Origin of the sequence: Phaeobacter sp. JH20_29, assembly GCF_048056175.1 — a bacterium.
GTDB classification, from domain to species: Bacteria; Pseudomonadota; Alphaproteobacteria; order Rhodobacterales; family Rhodobacteraceae; genus Phaeobacter; species Phaeobacter bryozoorum.
This window is the reverse complement of the sequence record NZ_JAYMWO010000005.1, coordinates 226,327-246,114: the sequence shown is the minus strand read 5'-3', so window position 1 is coordinate 246,114 and position 19,788 is coordinate 226,327. Positions and strand designations below refer to the sequence as shown.

19 protein-coding genes are annotated in these 19,788 nt (G+C 58.4%); 5 read left to right on the top strand and 14 right to left on the bottom strand.

What is annotated here, in order from left to right:
- Nucleotides 1-7 precede the first annotated feature (7 nt).
- On the top strand, nucleotides 8-496 hold the full coding sequence (locus VWZ85_RS03910) for a flagellar basal body-associated FliL family protein (protein WP_340547054.1): 489 nt from the start codon (nucleotides 8-10) through the stop codon (nucleotides 494-496).
- A 78-nt stretch (nucleotides 497-574) separates the two neighbouring features.
- On the opposite strand, the gene VWZ85_RS03905 is transcribed toward VWZ85_RS03910, so the two are convergent.
- The 10 genes from VWZ85_RS03905 to VWZ85_RS03860 all read right to left on the bottom strand — a co-directional run bounded on the left by VWZ85_RS03905 (nucleotide 575) and on the right by VWZ85_RS03860 (nucleotide 10,923).
- A complete protein-coding gene (locus VWZ85_RS03905) occupies nucleotides 575-976 on the bottom strand; it encodes a hypothetical protein (protein WP_340547053.1) in 402 nt (133 codons plus the stop codon).
- Nucleotides 976-2,055 (bottom strand): flagellar type III secretion system protein FlhB, encoded by a 1,080-nt coding sequence (gene flhB, locus VWZ85_RS03900; protein ID WP_416534385.1) that lies wholly within the window; start codon nucleotides 2,053-2,055, stop codon nucleotides 976-978. Before flhB ends, VWZ85_RS03905 begins: the two co-directional genes overlap by 1 nt.
- Nucleotides 2,052-2,831: a flagellar biosynthetic protein FliR gene (locus VWZ85_RS03895; protein ID WP_416534386.1), complete on the bottom strand. Its 780-nt coding sequence runs from the start codon at nucleotides 2,829-2,831 to the stop codon at nucleotides 2,052-2,054. Before VWZ85_RS03895 ends, flhB begins: the two co-directional genes overlap by 4 nt.
- Nucleotides 2,828-4,861: a flagellar biosynthesis protein FlhA gene (flhA, locus tag VWZ85_RS03890; protein WP_374015601.1), complete on the bottom strand. Its 2,034-nt coding sequence runs from the start codon at nucleotides 4,859-4,861 to the stop codon at nucleotides 2,828-2,830. The genes VWZ85_RS03895 and flhA overlap by 4 nt, the downstream gene beginning before the upstream one ends.
- Before the next feature lie 73 nt (nucleotides 4,862-4,934).
- A complete protein-coding gene (locus VWZ85_RS03885) occupies nucleotides 4,935-5,735 on the bottom strand; it encodes a transglycosylase SLT domain-containing protein (RefSeq protein WP_416538495.1) in 801 nt (266 codons plus the stop codon).
- A gap of 139 nt (nucleotides 5,736-5,874) precedes the next feature.
- Nucleotides 5,875-8,331 (bottom strand): hypothetical protein, encoded by a 2,457-nt coding sequence (locus tag VWZ85_RS03880; RefSeq protein WP_416544166.1) that lies wholly within the window; start codon nucleotides 8,329-8,331, stop codon nucleotides 5,875-5,877.
- The gene (gene motA / locus VWZ85_RS03875) at nucleotides 8,331-9,200 is read right to left on the bottom strand and encodes a flagellar motor stator protein MotA (RefSeq protein ID WP_340547048.1); all 870 of its coding nucleotides are present in this window, start codon (nucleotides 9,198-9,200) and stop codon (nucleotides 8,331-8,333) included. The genes VWZ85_RS03880 and motA overlap by 1 nt, the downstream gene beginning before the upstream one ends.
- A 77-nt stretch (nucleotides 9,201-9,277) precedes the next feature.
- A complete protein-coding gene (locus tag VWZ85_RS03870) occupies nucleotides 9,278-9,925 on the bottom strand; it encodes a hypothetical protein (RefSeq protein WP_340547047.1) in 648 nt (215 codons plus the stop codon).
- Nucleotides 9,925-10,389, bottom strand: coding sequence for a hypothetical protein (locus VWZ85_RS03865; protein WP_416534389.1), 465 nt, complete (start codon nucleotides 10,387-10,389; stop codon nucleotides 9,925-9,927). Before VWZ85_RS03865 ends, VWZ85_RS03870 begins: the two co-directional genes overlap by 1 nt.
- 9 nt (nucleotides 10,390-10,398) lie before the next feature.
- Complete coding sequence (locus VWZ85_RS03860) at nucleotides 10,399-10,923, bottom strand: flagellar basal body-associated FliL family protein (protein ID WP_416587190.1); 525 nt, start codon at nucleotides 10,921-10,923, stop codon at nucleotides 10,399-10,401.
- A gap of 118 nt (nucleotides 10,924-11,041) precedes the next feature.
- On the opposite strand from VWZ85_RS03860, the gene fliF reads away from it, so the two are divergent.
- Genes fliF through fliP form a run of 4 tightly spaced genes read left to right on the top strand, consistent with a single transcriptional unit; the run spans nucleotide 11,042 to nucleotide 14,352 of the window.
- On the top strand, nucleotides 11,042-12,727 hold the full coding sequence (fliF, locus tag VWZ85_RS03855) for a flagellar basal-body MS-ring/collar protein FliF (RefSeq protein ID WP_416534390.1): 1,686 nt from the start codon (nucleotides 11,042-11,044) through the stop codon (nucleotides 12,725-12,727).
- Nucleotides 12,727-13,323, top strand: a complete 597-nt coding sequence (locus VWZ85_RS03850) for an ABC transporter ATP-binding protein (RefSeq protein ID WP_340547043.1) — start codon at nucleotides 12,727-12,729, stop codon at nucleotides 13,321-13,323. Before fliF ends, VWZ85_RS03850 begins: the two co-directional genes overlap by 1 nt.
- Nucleotides 13,316-13,612 carry a FliM/FliN family flagellar motor switch protein gene (locus VWZ85_RS03845; RefSeq protein WP_040175044.1) on the top strand — a complete coding sequence of 99 codons (297 nt, stop codon included), beginning with the start codon at nucleotides 13,316-13,318 and terminating at the stop codon, nucleotides 13,610-13,612. The genes VWZ85_RS03850 and VWZ85_RS03845 overlap by 8 nt, the downstream gene beginning before the upstream one ends.
- Nucleotides 13,609-14,352, top strand: a complete 744-nt coding sequence (gene fliP, locus VWZ85_RS03840; RefSeq protein WP_340547042.1) for a flagellar type III secretion system pore protein FliP — start codon at nucleotides 13,609-13,611, stop codon at nucleotides 14,350-14,352. Before VWZ85_RS03845 ends, fliP begins: the two co-directional genes overlap by 4 nt.
- A 405-nt stretch (nucleotides 14,353-14,757) precedes the next feature.
- Here fliP and VWZ85_RS03835 read toward each other — a convergent pair whose 3' ends face one another.
- From VWZ85_RS03835 to VWZ85_RS03820, 4 genes are read right to left on the bottom strand one after another with little or no spacing between them, the layout of a single operon-like run.
- Nucleotides 14,758-15,861, bottom strand: coding sequence for a flagellar basal body P-ring protein FlgI (locus VWZ85_RS03835; RefSeq protein ID WP_340547041.1), 1,104 nt, complete (start codon nucleotides 15,859-15,861; stop codon nucleotides 14,758-14,760).
- Entirely contained in the window at nucleotides 15,858-16,865 is a 1,008-nt protein-coding gene (locus VWZ85_RS03830) for a flagellin (protein WP_340547040.1), read from the bottom strand. Before VWZ85_RS03830 ends, VWZ85_RS03835 begins: the two co-directional genes overlap by 4 nt.
- Before the next feature lie 3 nt (nucleotides 16,866-16,868).
- On the bottom strand, nucleotides 16,869-18,317 hold the full coding sequence (gene flgK / locus VWZ85_RS03825) for a flagellar hook-associated protein FlgK (protein WP_340547039.1): 1,449 nt from the start codon (nucleotides 18,315-18,317) through the stop codon (nucleotides 16,869-16,871).
- 48 nt (nucleotides 18,318-18,365) lie between these two features.
- Nucleotides 18,366-19,688 carry a flagellar hook protein FlgE gene (locus tag VWZ85_RS03820; protein ID WP_416542678.1) on the bottom strand — a complete coding sequence of 441 codons (1,323 nt, stop codon included), beginning with the start codon at nucleotides 19,686-19,688 and terminating at the stop codon, nucleotides 18,366-18,368.
- Between the last annotated feature and the right edge of the window lie 100 nt (nucleotides 19,689-19,788).

Here is a 19,788-nt window from a genome sequence, read left to right as displayed (position 1 = left end):
CCTGCACATGCTGTCAAAACTACTGCCTGTCATTCTACTGCTGGTCGGAACTGCCGGAGGTATCGGCGCCGGGATCATGATGGCTCCGGCACCGGCCCCAGAAGACCACGCTGAGGATAGCGGCGAACATGCCGAGGAGATCACTCCGGAGCTGCCGGGTGATGAGGAAGAGCAGCGCGAATACATCAAGATGGCGAACCAGTTCGTGGTTCCCGTTGTCGAGCGCGAACAGCTGTCCTCGCTGGTGGTGGTGTCGCTCAGCCTGGAAACCAAGGCTGGCATGAACGAGAAGATCCACGCTTATGAACCCAAGTTGCGGGATATCTTTCTGCAGGTTCTGTTCGATCATGCCAATATGGGTGGCTTTCGCGGGGCCTTCACCCGATCCGACATGTTGACACCGCTGCGGACCGCGCTGCGTGAGGCCGCGCAGAAACAACTGGGCAAAGATATCTATGACGTCCTGATTGTAGAGATGTCGCGACAAGACGTCTGACCAATGCACTACCGAAAAGAGAAAGGCCGGTTCATTCGAACCGGCCTTTCTCTTAGATGCAATCCTGTGTCAGGTGGCTCAGTCCATATTCATCAGGCGATTGTGCAGTTTTTGCGCCTTGTCTTTCTTGACCCTCAGGCGCTCTTCGATCGCCATTGTCTCCACCGCGTGTTTGCGACCGAATGCCTTGCGCAGATTGTCCATTGCCCGCAGTTTCTGTGCCGTGATCTGCGCCAGTTCCATATTCAACTCTCGACGGGCGCGGGTATGCCAGCCTTGCCACAGAAGATCGGCACCAAGCGCTTTCATTGCATGGTCGGAGCTGGCCAGATCGCGGCTGTCTTTGATCTGCTGGTCCAGCTTAGTCAGCTGGCCGCGCACGCGGGCTTCCGCATCCAGAACCGGCTTTACCTTGGCATGTTCCTGCAGATACAGGGCTTCGGTCACATCGGCCATTTGATCGAGCATTTTCTGCTTCATCACACCATCCCTTTGGCCCGTTGGCGCATGTTCTCCGCAAAGCGGATCGCGGCGGCAACCGGCGCATAATGCTCTTCGTGAATTTCCTCGCCGATCTGAACCGCGGCATGCAGGGCGCGCGCGGTCGGCGGATCGCTATGGATCGGGACACCATTCTCATTGGCAACTTCGCGAATGATAGCAGCGACTTCATCCACCCCCTTGGCCACACAGACAGGCGCCTGTCCTGGTGCACGGTCCCATTTCAATGCGACAGCGTAATGAGTCGGGTTGACGATAACGACATCTGCCTTTGCCACATCTGCGACGCCTTGGCCCATGGCAATCTGATGGGCCTTTTGTCGGCGGGCGCCCTTTAGATGCGGGTCGCCTTCGGACTCTTTGCTTTCGTCCATGATTTCCTGGCGGGACATCATGTTTTTCCGATTGTGCTCTGCCTGCTGAAACGCGGCATCGATGACACCAATACCCAGCGCGATGATCAGCGCGAGGATGAGAAACTCCAGTGCCAGCTGCGCCATCATCATCACGACGACAAAAGCACCGGTGGCAGAAGACGCGATCATATCCGGCAGCCGATAGTTCAGGTAGACACCCATGCAGACCGAGTAGAGGATCAGCTTTACGGTGCTCTTGAAGAACTCAAAAAGGCCCGAACGCCCGAATTTATTCTTGGCGTTGGAAATGATCGAGATCTTTGAGAGTTTTGGCTCCAGCTTGCTGGGAGCAAAAACCAGGGCCCGCTGGGCGACAATGGACAGGAAAACAGCGGCCATAGGGACGATAAAGATCGGCAGACTTGAGGTCCCGACAGCCATCATGATCCCGCCAACCGGCACGGTACCGGCGCCGTTGAAGAATAGTTCTGCCAGCCGGTCGGGTTGATCGAGAAACGACATCAATATCGTGCCGATTTCGGCGACAACGTCTGCCCCCGACACGTAAATCGCGATGATCAGCCCGAGATAGGACGCCGCCACCGACAGGTCGGTAGATTTTGGAACTTCACCTTTTTTCCGAGCTTTCTCAAGCTTCTGCGGTGTTGGTTCATATGACTTGTCTGAGTCGTCGTCGCTCATGGCATCCCCTCACCCGGATTGGCAAAGAAGCTCATAAGCGCGGTGCTCCAGATATCCAAGATCATTGGGCTGGCAACCATCAGGATTGCGAGACCTCCGAAGGTAACCACCGGCGCACCGACAAAGGCCACCATCAGCGCGGGCATGGCGCGGTTGATGACACCCAGTGTCAGATTGTAGACCATTGAGCCGATCAGGAACGGTGCAGCGAGAGAGAACCCCATCGCAAAGGCGCGCGAAACACGGTGTACACCCCAATCCGACAGGCCGGATGCCGCCGGGAATTCACCCACCGGGAACATCATGTAGCTGTAGATTATGAATTCAGCCACACGGATATGAAGACCCAGCATGACCGCCAGCGCCAATCCCGAGATCAACAGGACGGCGCCAATAGCGGGCATTGGCTCGGCACCGATACCGCCCAGAACCTGTGCGAGAGACGTCGACTGCGCGGCAATTGTTCCGGCGATCTGGATTGCATGAACAAACATGCGGATCGCGACCCCGAGGGCCAGACCAACAACGGCTTCACTCAGCGCGAGACTGGCGTAATGCAGCGGGCTGGCCGGTTCCGGCAGCAACGGCAAGGCCGGCGCCACGATAAATGTGAACGCCAGCGAAATGGCCAGTTTGATCCGCACCGGGACATATTTTTCGCCAAAGGCGGGTAGTACGGACACCATGGCCGCAACCCGCAGAAAGACGATGGCCCCATGCCAAAAGCCGGCGCCCAGAAGGGCGACCAGCTCAGGCGGCAGAAAGCCAATGCTCATGCCGGAACCATGCCTACCAGGGCAGGTCTGGCCTCAAGTCCGATTTCCTCGAAAGACAAAACCGGATTGAGGATGCCGCGTGATTTCAGGATTGTCCGCAGGTATCGACGACGCCGGGTCGAGGTAACAACCGCTGCAAAAACGCCCTGTTCTGTCGTGCTGTTCAGTCGGTCGCTCAACCCCTCGGCCAGTCGGTTGAACTGATCCGGCGGCAACGCGATATCGACGGCGCCACCCTGAGCGTCGATCTGGTAGGTAGAGAAGGTCTCTTCCCATTCCGGGGCCAGCTGGATCAGCGGAATGGTTCCATCCTCGCGCTTCATCTCACCAACCAGCTGGAAACCGAGACGTTGGCGCACATGCTCACAGATGATCTCGGGCTGGTTGGTATGGAGGCGTGCCTCGGCAATCGATTCGAGAATGAGAGGCATGTTGCGGATGGACACCCGCTCCTCCAGAAGCAGACGCAAGACGCTGTGCAACGTGTCCATCGGCACCTTGTCCGGCACTAGTTCGTCCAGCAGTTTGCGATTTGCCTCGGCGCGGAATTCATCTGTCAGCTCGGTCATTTCGTTCAGCAGACGGCGCAGGGATTTCAGCGTCAGCAGACGCGGGAAGTTCTGCTTGATCACTTCCAACAAATGGGTGGCCAGAATTTCCGGTGCGGTGACGATTGTGGCGCCTGAGAGCGCTGCATCTTCCTGGCTCTTCGAAGATATCCAACGCGCAGGTGCACCATAGACAGGTTCTGTCACATCGGTGCCGGGCGGCAGGGCTGCGTGATTGTCGGGCATCAACGCGAGCACCATTTCGGGATGCAGAATGCCGCGCACCTGTTCCACCCCTTGCACTTTGATCACATAGGTGCCGGTCATCAGCTCAGGCTCATCCGTCAGGCGGATCTCCGGCAGGATAAGCCCAAAGGTGGTTGCCACATGCGTCCGCATATTGGCAATGCGGGCATCCAGCCCGGTCCCGGCATCCAGAACCATGCTCACCAGATCCGGTGCGAATTCCAGGTGCAGGTCGTCCAGATCGAGGATGTCACCCAGCGCCCGGTTTTCCTTCGGCTCCATGACTTCTTCGATCCGCTCGTCCATATCCGCTTCTTCGCGGTCCTTCATGTTCTTGCTCATCTTATATGCGGTGTATCCCAGTACAGCGCCCCCCACCATGAAGGGGATAAACGGCAGACCCGGAACCAGCGCAAACAGCGACATGAGCACGGCAACGGTCGCCAGAGCGGCCGGATGTTTGCCCAGCTGATCGGCCAGCGCGATATCGGTCGAGCCCGTCGCACCGCCGCGGGCCAGCAAGAGAGCTGCCGCAATCGAGATGATGACCGAGGGGATCTGAGAGACCAGACCATCGCCAACCGTCAGGATCGCATAGGTTTCAAATGCGGAAACAACCGGCATGTCGTGAACAAGCACGCCCATGATCAGGCCCATGATCAGGTTCAACAGGGTGATCAGCAGGCCGGCGATTGCGTCGCCTTTTACGAATTTGGACGCACCGTCCAGAGAGCCGAAGAATGTTGTTTCGCGTTGTTCCACCTCGCGACGCTCGCGCGCTGTGGCGTGATCAATGGCGCCGGCCGACATGTCGCTGTCGATTGCCAGCTGCTTGCCTGGCATCCCGTCCAGTGCAAAGCGGGCGCCGACCTCGGCCATCCGCGCTGCACCTTTGGTAATGACCATGAAGTTCACGATCAACAGCACCCCAAAGACAACGAGGCCAAGGAATACACTGCCCCCCATGACGAACTGGGCGAATCCCTCGATCACCCCGCCTGCGGCATCGGTGCCGGTATGGCCCTGACCGATAATCAGTTTTGTCGATGATACATTCAGCGACAACCGCAGCATCAGAGAGGCCAGCAGGATCGTCGGGAATGATGAGAAATCCAGAGGCCGCTCGATAAACAAGGTGATTGTGAAAATCAGGATCGCAAGCCCGAAGGAAGCCGCGAGACCGATATCCAGAACCCAGGCTGGCATCGGCAGAATCATCATCACGATAATCGCCATCAGCGCGAGTGCGAGCAGCACGGTGGGGCTGAACAGTTTTTGTATATCAATATTTGGCACGGAAATTCAGCCCTTATTTCAGTACGATGAGAGCCTGCGCGGATGCGCCGCCGCCCGTTAATGGGACCAGTGAGCCCAATCGAGCTGCGCCGGAGGGCGCTGCGCCTTGGGTGATCAGCGGTGAGGGATTGTGAAGCATGGCGAGCGGTTGCGGGGCAGAGAAGGTGGCCCGTTTGCGCTCCACCGGCAGCGCGGCAACGGTCTCGACTGGCTTCAGATCAGCCCGAACGCGATCGAAACGTGCTGTATAGCGATTTGCATAGGTCGGCGTGCGCGAGTGATAGGCGCCGGCCGCCTGGGACCAATCGCCGAATTCATCATGCAGTTCGCGCAGGAAGCGCGCTGCATATTGCGCATTGGCAAGTGGATCGAACATTTGGTCAATCGAGTCGAACGCCTGACCATGCCATTTGAAGTTGATCTGGAAACACCCGACATCAAAGCTGCGCGCGCCGCGCTTGAAGTGCGAGAAGACATAGGCTCTCGCCTCATCTTCAGTCTGAAACCACTTACCGGCGCCTTCCATATTGACCGTCCACGGCCATGGCTGAAGCCCTTGTTTGCCGCCACGACCGGTTTCCGTTCTGGTAATTGCGCGCAGAACGTCCAGTGGCACGCCCTGATCACGTGCCGCGCGCCGTGCGGCGAGATCACATAACGCCGAAACCTGCGGTGAGGACGCATGTCCGGTCTGCGGTTTCAAAAACACCAATAGCCCCAGCGCCGCACAAAAAAGCGCAGGCCATACTGGCAAACTGACTGTGCAGCGGGCACATCGCCGCTGTTGTCTGAAAAGAAAGCTCAATTTCGGCATTCTGCCTGTCCAAATGAGGATTCACCCTAAGTCCGAGCCTAAGACCAGAGCATTGACAAACCGTTATCATCAGATGCGCCAAGACCGCCGGTGAGGCGGTCCTGGTTTCTGTCAGCGTGGCAGAAAAGATCGTTGTCAGCTATGATCCGTCTTCGGAAAGCTCTGGCTGCCGCGTCACCTTCTGCAGCAGATCGGCAATACCGCCGCGTGTCCCCTCGCTGCTTTCGACCAGGGCCCTCGCATGGGCCAGGGGCGGCAAACCACTTGGTTCTTTTGCAGTTTCTTCGATCTGTGTCGTCACCCGCGCGACTCCGCCAAACTGCTGCGCAACATCAGCATCAATGGTTGCAAGATTCTCGCGATCTTCCGAGTGCCAGAAACCGCGCGCCGCCGCATCCTCTTCGTCTTCTTCAAGAAGATATTCGCCAGCTCTTGCATATTCACCGTTTCGCCACAGCGCTTCGGCGCGCAGCTTATTTGCTTCAGACCCGGACAGCCCCATCAGCTCCACCAGCGCGGAGTGCGGTTTGTCCATCGCGAGTGCTGCCTTGGCCAGAAGCAGGCGTCGTTTGGCGTTGCCGGGTTCCATGGCGAGCTTCTTCAGGATCGACTGTGCCTGCTGTGCAAACCCGAGATCAAGCAGCCGCTGAGCCACGATATCGGCAATCGGAGCTACCTCGGCCGGGGTACCATTGGCCGCAATGACCAGCGCATACTGCAGGAATGTCACATCATCTGCGCGTTCCGTCAGCAATGTCAGAAGCGGTTCCAGCGCGGCAGTGCGCGCCGCAGGACCATCACGTCTGCTCAAGGCATCCAATTCATTGAAGCTGTCATGGAACTGGCCGGTCAGGGCCAATGCCGAGACCACGGCGCGGCGCAAGTCCATGCCCAGTGGGCTATCGCGATTCTCGACCTCATAGGACGCGGCAAGATCCGGGACATCCGGCGACAGCGCAGAGCGCTCGGCAAAGCTGAGATCAATCAGCTCAATCAAGGCACGGGGGGCGTTTTCCGTCCGCTCCGCGACCTCCTCCGTCAGCTCCTGAGCCACGGTTTCGACGTCACCTTCCAATTTGGCGATTTCGGCTTCGGCCAGATTGATTTCGGGCACGTGGTCGACGCCGGTACGATCAACCGAACGCAGCGTGGCGCCCGCCAGATGAGGGTCACCGGCCTTTGCAAAAAGTGTGCTGACCCGCGGACCGACCTGGACCCGCAAATGTGGTGGCAGCTTGGCAAAGGCCTGCTGGATTGCATCCGTCTTTGCGTTTTTCTTGATCGTGCCATCGGCCAGCGCTGCCCAGAGCGCCACTTCGCTGTCGCAGACCTGTTGCCCGGCGAAGGCGTGGTTTACGCCAAGGTCCTGACCGTCCAGCACAGCCCCCATCGCGGTCAGCGCGACGGCATCATCATGTTCCGCTGCGCCAGACGGCATCATACGCAAGATCGCCTGTGCCTCAGCACCGAACCCAAAAAAGAGATAGGCCCGCGCCAGGGTTAGGACGGCAGCCGGATCGACATCGTCGAATTCACGCACCAGTTCAGCCCGAAGCGGTGATATCTGGTCAGAGAATGGCTCATCAGTGCCCCATTCATGGATGGCAAGCTGTGTGCTCGACAAGCAGTGTGTCGGCTGATTGGAATCGCCCGAGCGGCGCGCAACCAGGCCGGTTTCGCGATCCACGGAGGACGTGACAGAGATCTGGTCCAGCGGATTAAGAGGGCGATCACGGCTGCTCAGCGGGTCAAGGATATGTCCGGCGGGACCATCGTGAACTTCTACACCAACAAGCTCCAGCAGGCCCTGATTGGTTGCCCGGCTGATCTGTTGCAACAGCCGCTGTTCAGATTCGTTGACTGTGGCTGCGCGCTCCGTTTCTGACAGGTCGAGCAGCATATCGGTATCAACCTGTACCGGGACCGGTGTTGGTTCCGGGGCTGGCGCGGCGGCAACACTTGTGCCCCCGGCAGGATTTGCTTCAGTGTTTGTGCGGGGTGTCCGGTTCAGATTGAGGGGCAGCACCACGGCTGATGGGGCGTCCGCCACAGCTACGGGGAGGCGCTGTACCGGATTGGGCCGGTCGGAGCTGCCGGACGTGACGCCGGCTAGATCGAGTGCGGCGCGTGCATCAGCAGCCGCGCGCGCGGCTAGATTGAAGCGATAGCCTGCGCTGTTGAACGTGCCGGGCAACAGAGGCAAGGGCGAGCCTGCGATGACACGCCGCTCGGCCCCGGCGGGGCCATCGGCGATATCGATCACCAAATACCCGTCCTTCTGCACGAAGGAGGTCACCTCACATGCGCAACCAAGCTGTAGGTTTAGCGGTTGTCCGGGACCGGCCTGCGACACAGATTGCAGGCGCGTCCGCGGAATAAGATCGAAGATTCGGGATGTATCAAACACCACTGTTGGCGTTTCAATGACCACCTGCGCCGATTGGCCTGACTGACGCAGCGACCATGGCGCGCCATTTGGAAGCCGCATGACCAGCCGGGAAAACCCGTCATGCTCTCCCGAACGGGCGACCACCGTCTGGGCATCCACAGATGCCGCAGCCAGGGTAAATGCTGCAAGGGTCAGCGCGCGCCACATCATGCTGCGTCCTGTTTCACCGACTTCAACGCGTCTTCCAGCTCAGAGAAGCCGGGGCGAATATGCGACGGGGTGTTCTGACGTCCGACTTCAATGCAGATCGCTGCGGCATGATTGTGCAGATTTGCCACCAGAACTTCTCGGATGAGGGAGTAGAAATGCGCATCTTCCTCGGTTACCGACTTCACCTTGCCGGCGAAGGGGCCAACCAGACCGTAGGCCAGGAAAACGCCAAGGAATGTCCCGACAAGCGCGCCACCAATCAGCTTACCCAGGACTTCCGGGGGCTGGTCGATCGAGCCCATCGTCTTGATGATCCCGAGAACCGCCGCAACAATCCCAAGCGCGGGCAGCCCGTCTGCAAGTGTCTGAAGCGCATGGCTGGAATGCAGCGCGTGATGAAGATTTGCCTCGATGCGCTTTTCCAGAACCTCTTCCACCTGATGGGGGTCGTCATAGTTCATCGAGGCGGACCGCATGGTATCACTGATCAGGTTCACCGCCTCTTTGTCGGCGAGAATCTTGGGATACCGGTTGAAGACCGATGAGTTCTCGGGATCCTCGATATGTTGTTCGACCTCAACGGGATTGGCCCGCGCGATCCGGATCAGAGAGAACAAGAGACACAGAAGATCGCGATAGTCGTCGGCCTTCCACTTGGGACCCTTGAACACTTTGCCCATGTCCTTCAGCGTGTGTTTCACGCCGCCGATGTCATTGCTGATCAGAAAGGCCCCGATACCGGCGCCGCCGATCATCATGAATTCAAACGGCAGGGCCTTGATGATGATTGTCATCTTACCACCGGCCAGGAGATATCCCCCGAACACCATGACAAAGATAACCACGATGCCTACAATACCGAGCATTAGGTCCACTCCGAATTTCGTTTGTTTCTACAAGTTTAGGCGATTCACGTTAAAAAAGCCTGAGGAGCAGCGCTTGCTTACTCCTTTGGAACAGACCCGTTGCGACCCGCCAGGACCACGCTGATTGTATAGGCTGCCTGCGGGCTGAGCCCGGCCATGATGCCTGCGGCTGCCTCAGGGCGCATGCGCGCGAGGAAACCAGCTGCAAATGCCGGATCCATCTCCTCAAACAGCGCTGCTGATTCCTTGGGTTTCATCTGCTCGTAGACCGCAGTCAGACGCGTCAGATCCCCTTCTGTTGCACCATCGGCGAGAGCCAGTGTCGATTTCAGCTCTTCCTCCGCCTGTTCCAGCGCAACAAGCTTCTGTTCGATTGCATCATCTGCGATCTCGAGCGCCTTCATGCGATCTTCAATCTCGGCCTCGCGCGCAGACAGTGCAGCTTCGCGCTCCTGAAAGGCCGCCAGCATGTTCTGGAGCTCTGCCGATGACGGCATCGACTTACCGTTCAAGGTGCCTTTCGGCTCATCCTTCAGAGTCGATTCGTCCTGTAGGTTTGCAACTTCCCGGGCGATCGCCGGTCCTGCCTCCAGCCCGAGGCGCACAATAGCGGATCCCATCAGCAAGAAGGCCAGCATCATGAGCGCACCGCTGCGTGTCCGCTTCATGCGCGTTGCTTTTTTTGGTTTTGCCTTCGGGGCTTTGGTCTGTGCTGTCTTGGCCATTATGCTACCCGGCCCTGCGAACGGTTGTGGCGGACAAACATCAGCCCTGCAGGTTTTGCAGGCTCAGGTTCCGGCGCCGCTTCTGGCTCGGCGTCGGCTTGATAAGCGGCGGCGAGCGCGTCGTTTTCTTCGGCAGCTGCGGGTTCGGGTGCCTGTGCCTTAGGCTCAGGCGCCGCAACTTCGGGCATGTCGTGCATGGATGCCATCATCAGCTCCAGGCGTTGTGCAACCGATTCGGCCCGGCCGGTCAGCTGGTCCAGGGCCTTGCTCGATCCATCCGATACATGGCGTGCTGCCAGCAGTGATTTATTCAGGTCATCGACCTGGGCGGAGAGCACGGCAACCGCTCCTCCCACACCTTTCTCCAGGTCGTTGAAACGCTTCAGCCGTCGCGAGAGCACCAGGCAATAAAAGCCTGCCCCCATGGCCCCGGCCGCAAGCAGGATATCTGCAATCAGTTCCATCCCGTTCTCCTAGTTCAATACGAAGTCCAAAATCAGCAGATCACGCACCCGGCCCTGGCCGGTTGCGATATTGATCCGCCGCAGCATCTGTGCGCGCAGTTTCGGCAAGGCCATCGGATCGGTCAGATCCTCCAGTTCCAGTGCCCTGAGATAGCTGTTGAGAACATCGACAACACGCGGGAGGATTTTTTCGACCTCGGCCCGATGGGCGAGATCAACCTCCAGCTGAGAGCGGAATCGAAGGTGTTTTAGCCCACTTGCCTTGCGCAAGGTGATCACAATCGGTTCCATTTCGATAAAGGCGAGATTGGCGATATCCTCCGCCGTCTCACCGTTGTCCACGCCTTCTGGCGCCACTTCGGTCGCATCCACCCCTTCTGGGGCTGCGCTCTGACCAAAGGGAAGAAGGCCTGACTGGACAGCGAAGAATCCCCCACCGGCACCAGCAAGCGCAAGAACAACCCCAATGATAAGGGGCAGCTTGCTCTTGTTGGCCGGGGCGTCCTGTTCTGTGTCTACTACAGCGTCTGTCATGACTATCCCTAATACGTCGTGCCTCATCTTCTTAGCTTGCGGACACTAACCGAATGTTAAGGGCAATCCGGCAAAAGGGTTGCACATCGGACAGAATGCCGGTGCTACGGAGGTTAATGTGCAGCAGATCAAGAATGTCTGGGCAGGTTTGGACACGCGAAAGCGCCTGATTGCCGTGGGGGCCACGGTGATCGTGATTCTCAGCGTCCTGGCGATGTCCCGTGTGGCGAATACGCCCACGATGCAATTATTGTACGCCGGGCTGGAAAGCGGCTCGGCTGGGGATGTGGTGCGCGCGCTTGAACAGCGCGGCACAGAATATGAAGTCCGCGGGGGGTCAATTTACGTTGCGGCCTCAGCGCGCGACGAACTTCGCATGACACTGGCAAGCGAAGGCCTGCCGGCAAACGGCGGACGCGGATATGAGCTGCTCGATTCGCTCAGCGGCTTCGGAACAACATCACAGATGTTTGACGCCGCCTATTGGCGCGCAAAAGAAGGGGAATTGGCCCGTACGATTGTGGCCAGCCCGCATGTGACCCAGGCAAGGGTGCATATTGCCAATACGGGCTCGAACCCGTTCCAGCGCACGGCCGAACCGACTGCCTCTGTGTCGGTTGTCCCGATGGGCTCGCCCATCACGCCGGCCCAGGCCAATGCGATTCGGTTTCTGATTTCCTCTGCTGTGACAGGTCTCGCGGTGGAGAATGTAGCGGTGATCGATGCCAATGGCGCCCTGATCGGCTCGCCCGAGGCCGCTGCAGCTGTTGGCGCGGGTACGGATGATCGCTCGCAGTCGATTCGCGAACGGGTCATGCGCCTGGTCGAAGCGCGCGTTGGTCATGGTAATGCTGTGGTCGAAGTCAGCGTCGAAACGGTAACAGATACCGAATCCATCCGGGAAAAGCGCATTGATCCCGAAAGCCGTGTCGCAATCAGCACCGACGTGGAAGAACGCGCGGATTCGTCTCAGAACCAATCTGGCGAAGTGACGGTTGCGTCAAATATCCCGGACGGAGACGGGGCCTCTGGCGACGGGTCGAAAGCCAGCACCAGTGCCACTCGTGAACGGGTCAACTATGAAATCTCTGAGACAGAAAAAGAGATTCTGCGTGGACCGGGTGCGATTAAACGACTGACCGTTGCTGTATTGCTGAATGGCGTCCAGACAACCACGGCAACCGGCGAAACAGTGATGGAACCCCGCCCGGAAGAAGAGCTTGGCGCGCTGCGCGAGCTGATCTCTGCCGCGGTTGGCTTCAGCGAGGAGCGCGGGGATGTCATCACGCTGAAATCGATGGAAATGCCTACGGTAGAGCCGCAAGGCACCGTTGTCAGCGCCTCCATCTTTGACAACATCTATCTGGATGCAATGTCGCTTATCCAGATGGCTGCCTTGGCACTGGTGACGCTGATCCTTGGTCTCTTTGTCATTCGTCCGATCCTTTCGAACCAGGCCAGCGTTCCGGCCCTGGGGGCACCGACAGGCGACGCCATGGACGAATTGCCGGCACTTGGCGGAGGCGGTTTCATGTCCAATCCGAACCTCGGCGCCGATCTCGCGCTGGATGGTGAGATCGAGAACAATGAAACCGGCCAGTTCGAACCCATGGGTGGCATGGGCATGGGCAGCGGCATGGGCATGGGTGACATGAGCGGATTGGGCGATATGGGTGGCCTGCCTGCCCTTGGCGGTGGCAGCGACAACCCCGTTGATCGCCTGCGCTCGATGATTGGCGAACGCCAGGAGGAAACGGTTCAGATTCTGCGCGGCTGGCTGGAAGAAAATGAGGAGAGAGCCTGATGACCATTGCCCATCTTCTTGAAGATTTTGCCATGGATACACCGGCGGTGCCGGTTGTCGAAGTCAACGAGGAATTGTTGGAAGAACAGCGTCTGGAATCCTACGAAAAGGGCTACAGCGCTGGTTGGGATGATGCGGTGACAGCCAAGGACAAGGAGAGCAAGCATGTCTCCTCGGAACTGGCCAGTTCGCTCGAAGATCTCAGCTTCACCTTCCACGAGGCGCAGACGCAACTGCTCGAATCGCTGGATCCGATGTTCAAGGTTCTGACCAGCGCTGTCCTGCCCGACGCAATGGCTGCGAGCTTTGGACATCACATAGTTGATCAGCTCACCGACATGGCCAAGAGCCAGGCGGATCAAGCGATCAATATTGTCGTCTCCCCCGGCGAGGGGGCGACGGTGCGTGCGCTTCTGACCAAGAGTTTCGCTGTACCGGTTCAGGTGCGCGAGGATGTCATCCTAAGCCCGGGTCAAGCCTATCTCAAGGTCGGCGGCATTGAGCGGGAAATCAACAGCTCGGCCCTGATCGACTCTATCCAGGATTCGATCGAGGCCTTCTCCTTTCACATAACAGAGGACAGCAAATATGGATAAGTCTGCTGAAATGAACCGGAAATCTGGCGATGCAGGCAATCCGTTTGTGTCGGTACCCGTTGAGGTCGTCGTATCGGTCGGCAAGGCGCGGCCGTTGATCCGTGATCTTGTCAACCTGGGCGAGAACGCGATTCTGACGCTCGACAAACGGGTGGAGGATCCCGTGGATCTCTATGTCGGCGACCGCCTGGTCGCCAGAGGCCAATTGGAAGAGCTGGAAGGCGAGCAAGCAGGTCAACTGGCTGTGCGCCTGACCGAAATCGCGGATTTGCAAAGCGGCCTGGGATGACACGCACTGCCCTTTTTGCCGTCGCGCTGGCGGCTATGCTGGCCCTCGGTCTGCCGGACCCTGCAAGCGCGCAGGATCTCAGCCTGTCATTGGGCGATGGTCAATCAATCTCCGCCCGTTCGATCCAGCTGATCCTGCTGATCACCGTCCTCAGCCTCGCGCCGGGGCTGCTGATCATGATCACATGCTTTCCGTTTCTTGTGACGGTCTTGTCGATCCTGCGGCAGGCCATCGGTTTGCAGCAGGCGCCGCCGAATATGTTGATGATCAGCCTCGCGCTGTTTCTCACCTATTTCGTCATGGAGCCTGTCTTTACCGAGGCCTGGACCACCGGGATCAATCCGCTGATCGAGGAACGGCTGGATGTTGAAACCGCGCTTGAACGTGCTTTGCAGCCGTTCCGTGTCTTCATGGCGGCGCGCCTTGATCCCGATACATTCTACGCGATAGCGGATCTACGCCCGGCCACTGCGGGTATTGACCCAACCGCCGATGCGCCGCTGTCGACCTTGGTGTCCAGCTTCATGCTGTCAGAAATCGCCCGCGCGTTTCAGGTCGGCTTTCTTGTCTTTCTGCCATTTCTGGTGATCGACCTGGTGGTCGCGGCGGTTCTGATGTCGATGGGTATGATGATGGTCCCACCGGCCGTTGTGTCCATGCCGTTCAAACTCGCGTTCTTTGTCGTTGCCGACGGCTGGAGCCTTATCGCGAGTGCTTTGGTGCGCAGCTACTTCCCGTAGTTGGATATCGCCTTCCTAATCCTCCGGTCGCCATTGCGGCCGGGGGTTTTTCTGTGCCATCACCCTGAGCGCTGCCATATACTGCGGTCGCCCTCATCCTTCAGCACATCCTTGAGGGTTGATGACCGGGCTTTCCTCTCCCTCTCCCTCAGATTTAGTGATCTGGACCTCGGGCCCCGCTGATGTAATGCGCGGAGAGCGAGCCGTGCTGTCATCTCGGGCAATGTGCTGAAATGTCCAGGACCGCATCTCCCAGACCTCCAGGTTGTGACAATCACGAAGGTAGAGTTCAGTGACAGCGCATCTGCAAATCGCGGATCCGCAACAGCTCCCTTACGACGAAGCACCCCCCGAAGCCACGTGGCTTCAGGGGGTGCTGGTCTTGTCTATCTTGGGGCCTGGCTGCTATCGAACTACAAATTCGGCATGCAGGGCACCGGCTGCCTTCAGGCTCTTGAGGATATCGATCATGTCCCGCGGCGATACGCCCAGGGCGTTTAGCCCGGCGACCACTTCGGACAAGGAGGTTGTTTCCGGAACTTCCGCCAGCTGTATGCCCTCCTCCTCTTCAATGGCGGCACCGGTGCGTGGGACGACAACCGTTTCGCCATCTGCAAATGGATTGGGCTGAACCACGAGGGGTGTTTCCTCGATCCGCAGGGTCAGATTGCCTTGCGCAACCGCGACACGTGAAATACGGACATCGCTGCCCATTACAATGGTGCCGGAGCGTTGATCCACAACCACACGCGCCTTGCGCTGCGGTTCGACCAGGATATTCTCGATCCGACCAACTGCATGGGCCGTTGACCGGCTATTGGTGCGCTGCACGTCAATTTCGACGGTCCCGGAATCCCGCATCAGAGCGACGTTTCGACCAAATTCCGCATTGATCGCCCGCTCGATACGGCCAGCGGTGGTGAAATCTGGCTCCCGCAGGGCAAGGCGCATGGACGTCAGTGACGAGAGATCAAAGTCGATCTCGCGCTCGACCCTGGCCCCCGATGGAATAACACCTGCGGTCGGCACCCCCTGGGTGACAGAGGCACCTTCACCCTCCGCGACCGCGCCACCAGCCAGAATGGTCCCTTGGGCAACGGCATAGATCTGACCATCGGCGGCATTCAGCGGCGTCATGACCAGCGTCCCGCCCAGTAGGCTTTTCGAATCGCCAATTGCGGACACCGTCACATCGACGGTGCCGCCAACACGGGCAAAAGGCGGTAAAGTCGCGGTGACAAACACCGCCGCAACATTCTTCGGCCGAAACTGCTCACCGGTGACATTGACGCCCAGCCTTTCGAGGATGTTCGACATGATCTCTTCGGTAAACGGTGAGTTGCGCAGACCGTCGCCGGTCCCGTTCAGACCAACCACAAGACCGTAGCCGACCAGATCATTACCACGAACGCCGTCAAACTCGACCAGGTCCTTCAGCCGGATGGCATTGGCCTGTGCCATCGCAGGCAACATCAGCACCGTCAGCAGAAGTCGAATGAGCTGCATCATGACAGGAACCTCATCAGAGACAGCTGTGATGTTCGCGCGGTGACAGTAAACAGGCTTTCCAGTTGGAACTGCGCCTCGTCGAGACGGGTTGCGGTCTCATATGGGTCGGCTTGGACGAGTTCATTGAACACCAGGCTCAGGCTGGTCTGCGCCGCGCCATTGCGTGTTGCCGTTTGCTCGATACGCCCTTCAACAAAACCAAGATCCGATTGCATCTGCGTCAGTTGAACCTGGCTTTCACGCAGCTCTACCCCGGTGCTACGCAACAGTTCGAATTTCACGTCCGAGCTGAGGCTCAGGCCGGGTTCATTTACCAGTGTCGCAATCGCGAGGCTCTGCAATGTCTGTTTGAACGCAGCATCATTGGCCTTCAGAGAGACCGTGACCTCTTCATTGGGCCCGATTCTCACCGGGTCCATCAAATCCGAAGAGCCCTGGTACATCACTGCATCAAACCCCAGCGGATCGGCAAACCAGTCCTTGACGGCCTGCACGATATCCGGGGCGGTGCTCAGCAGGGATACCTCGGTCACCAGTGCGGACATCAAGGTGTTGAGGTCGGCGAGAGGCTTGGCTTCGGTGTCGTTGCCGGCAAACAGGCTGCGGCCGGCCGCTTCACCGTTCAGCGACCGGATGGCTTCCGTCAGGAACACCTCTGCCTGGTTGGACAATTGCTTCGACGTTTCGTCATTCGGCGAGGTGGTGACGGAGAAGATGTCACCGGTCAGCGTGATGACGTTATCGGAGATCAGCTCAATATTGTTCTGCATCGAGGATGCGAACAGCGCGGCCTCGGTATTTGCCACCTGAAAGGACTTGAGCCGGTCAAGGCTTCGTTCGACGTCGGACAGATAGGTGAGATCGCCACCTAGTTTCTGTGTCAGCTGCGAGGTTTTACCCGAACTCAATTCCTGCGTCAGGGTCGAGATGTCGTTCTTCAGACCCACCGACCGATTGCGCAGGAACAGATGCTGAGCCATGTCCCCATATGAGTTCATAATCATTCGTTAAATCCTCAGAAGCGTTTCCATCAGCTCATCAACGACGGAGATCATTCTGGCGTTGGCCTGATAGACTTTTTCAATCACGATAAGGTTTTGCAGTTCAGCATCACTGTCGACGCCCTGCGCCAATTCGCGCTGATACATTTCGGTATAGGTTGCCGCCGCGAAGGCGACATTCTGTTCTGCGGAATTTTCACTCTGTGCAAAACGCGACAGCAGATTCGCGCTCAGCGTGCTGGCATCCAGATTTGCGGTGCCGAGGCCGACGGACGATACCAAGCGCTTGGCGTCGAGCGCATCGGCATATCCGCGCAGAAGCGTTGCATCGCCGGCATTCCCGGGCGCCGCTGCATTGAGACCATCCCGCAACCGCCAGGTTTCAGCCTGTCCCTGCATCGCGATCTTGTCGTTCAGTTCAATACGGTTGGCGATGCCAACAGTATTGGCAGGGTCAAAGAACGCACCTTGATCGGTGAAAATCCCGGGATCGGTGGCGCCCAAAGTCGGATCCAAGGTTGGATCCTGGAAGCGTTCGACGAGATCTTTTGCCATCGCATCGAGATCTTCCTGAGCTTCCACGGTCAGAACGTCGCGCACCTCGAAATGGGCCGCCAGAGTCCCGCCGCGAATTGGCCCGCCGGGGCCGGTTGCAACGTCGATACCGTTGATTTGCAGACCGGAGAGCAACCCGTTGCCGAGGGTCATGTAAGGCAGGGTATCGGCCTTGCCATCGAAACTCAGCTCAGCGGCCTGACCATCCAGAAGCACGGCGCCGCCTTCTGAGAACAGGGCGACCTGCCCACGGTCACGGTTCACAACCTTGACCGGGATAATCTGGTTCACCTCGTCGATCAACAGATCACGCTGATCGAGAAGCGATGCGGAATCGGATCCGGTGGACTGACTGACTGCAATTTTTGCGTTCAGTCTTTGCAGCTTTTCCAGCGATTGATTGACGGTATCAACTTGCACGTCGATGGCCCTGTCGGCGGCTGTGCGCCGATTGCGCAGCCCTTCGGCCGCATCGGAAATCGACCGCACCAATTCTTCAGCCTGGATCGCAAGATCGTTCAAGCGCGGCCCTGAATCCGGACGGGAAATCACCTCGATCAGACCAGAGTCAAAGTCGGTCAGCCGCTGTGTGATGGAATAGGGGTCGTCGGCGCTGCCCACCAGCTCGGTCATACGACCAAAGAAGGCGGATTTCACCTCGGCAACGCCGACCTCTGAATTGGCGGATCGCACGCTGGACTGCAACGCCGGATCGTTGATCCGCTGGACGTTGCCGACCTTCACCCCGCTGAAACCGTCGCCGGCGCTGGTAAGCGCCAGACTCCGGCGCGAATATCCTGGTGTCAGGACATTCGACAGGTTTTCGGAAACAACCGAGGTTGAGCGGCCAGCCGCCGTCAGCCCGGTCATTGCGGAATTGAGAGCACTTGTAATGGACATGGATCATCCAGCCTTTGCGCGAATGTGGATCAAAGGAGAAGGCGCTTATCAGCGCTTGATGTTGGTGGTTTCCTGCAACATCTCATCCACGGTCTGAATGACCTTTGCGTTCGACGAATAGGCGCGCTGGGTCTGAATCATGTTGGTCAGTTCCCCCGCAACATCGGTTGCGGACTCTTCACGCGCATAGCCCAGGATATCGCCTGTCGGACCCTCACCAGCATTCCACAGGAAATAGGAGCCGCTTTCGCTGGATGGCATATAGGTCTGGCGATCCATTGCGATCATACCGTTGGGATTGGGCAGATCGACAAGAGGCACCTGATAGACCACTCGGCTGACGCCGGTGTCATAATTGGCATGCACATATCCGGCTTCGTCGATTTCCACGCCGGTGAAGTTACCGACCGGGGCGCCGTCCTTTGAAATGGAGGCGGGTGCGAAGGTATCCGACAATTGGGTAAGCCCGTTGTCATCCCCCAAGGTGCCGATATTGATCTCCATCGGGCCGCCTGCAACAGACACGATGATCGAGCCGGTTGCCGGGTCATAGGCCCCACCTGTCGTTGCCGTGACAGCATTGAGAGCGCCGCCGGAGGTCCGGTTGTCATCAAATGTCAGCGTATATTCACCAATCGCAGTGGCGCCGGTGGCCGTATCGGTAATGATCATCGTCCACTCGTTCGACTCCCCTGTTGCCGGAACGGTGGGAACAAATTCGATCTGCAGACTCTCCGACTTGCCGAGGTTGTCATAATACTCGATCGACAGGTTTTCGCTGGTACCGGCCGACGTGGATTCGGTTGCGGTCGCAGGCAGGTTGACACCCAGAGACATCTCGGTTGTCGGCTCACCAGACAGTTTGTTTACATTGAAACGAACCGGCTCCAGCGCATCGGAGGTATCGCGCGGGTAGGGTGGGATCGTACCATCGGACTGTGCGGGCCAGCCCATCAGGACGAGGCCGGATTCAGTGGCCAGCAGGCCATCGGCGTTGGTCCGGAACGACGCAGTGGTGGTCAGCATCATCTGCGGATTCGCAGCGCCTGTCTCGACCTCGTTCATGGATGTCACCGGCAGCATACCGCGGCCTCGGACCGCAAGGTCAGTCGCATTGCTGGTCGACACCAGCGGGCCCCGCTCATCAATCAGGCGGACGTTGGTTGTTCGCACGCCCCCGGCCGAATAGGTGCCGCCAGACGAGCTCATGACCATCGAGTGGAAATCGGTCTGGACCCGCTTGTAGCCGGCGGTTGAGGAGTTTGCGATGTTGTCGGAAATGGAGGCCAGTCGGCTGGCATTCGCGGTAAGCCCGGCAACACCGGCATTAAGCGAGGAAGAAATCGTCATGGATACGCCTTTCTGCTGCATCGAATCTTTCTTGATGCAACAGCTAGCCGATTGCCCATTAACGGGCGGCTAACAGATAAAATTGTCTGATCTGTTCGCCGCCCGTTTTTGGGGATCCATG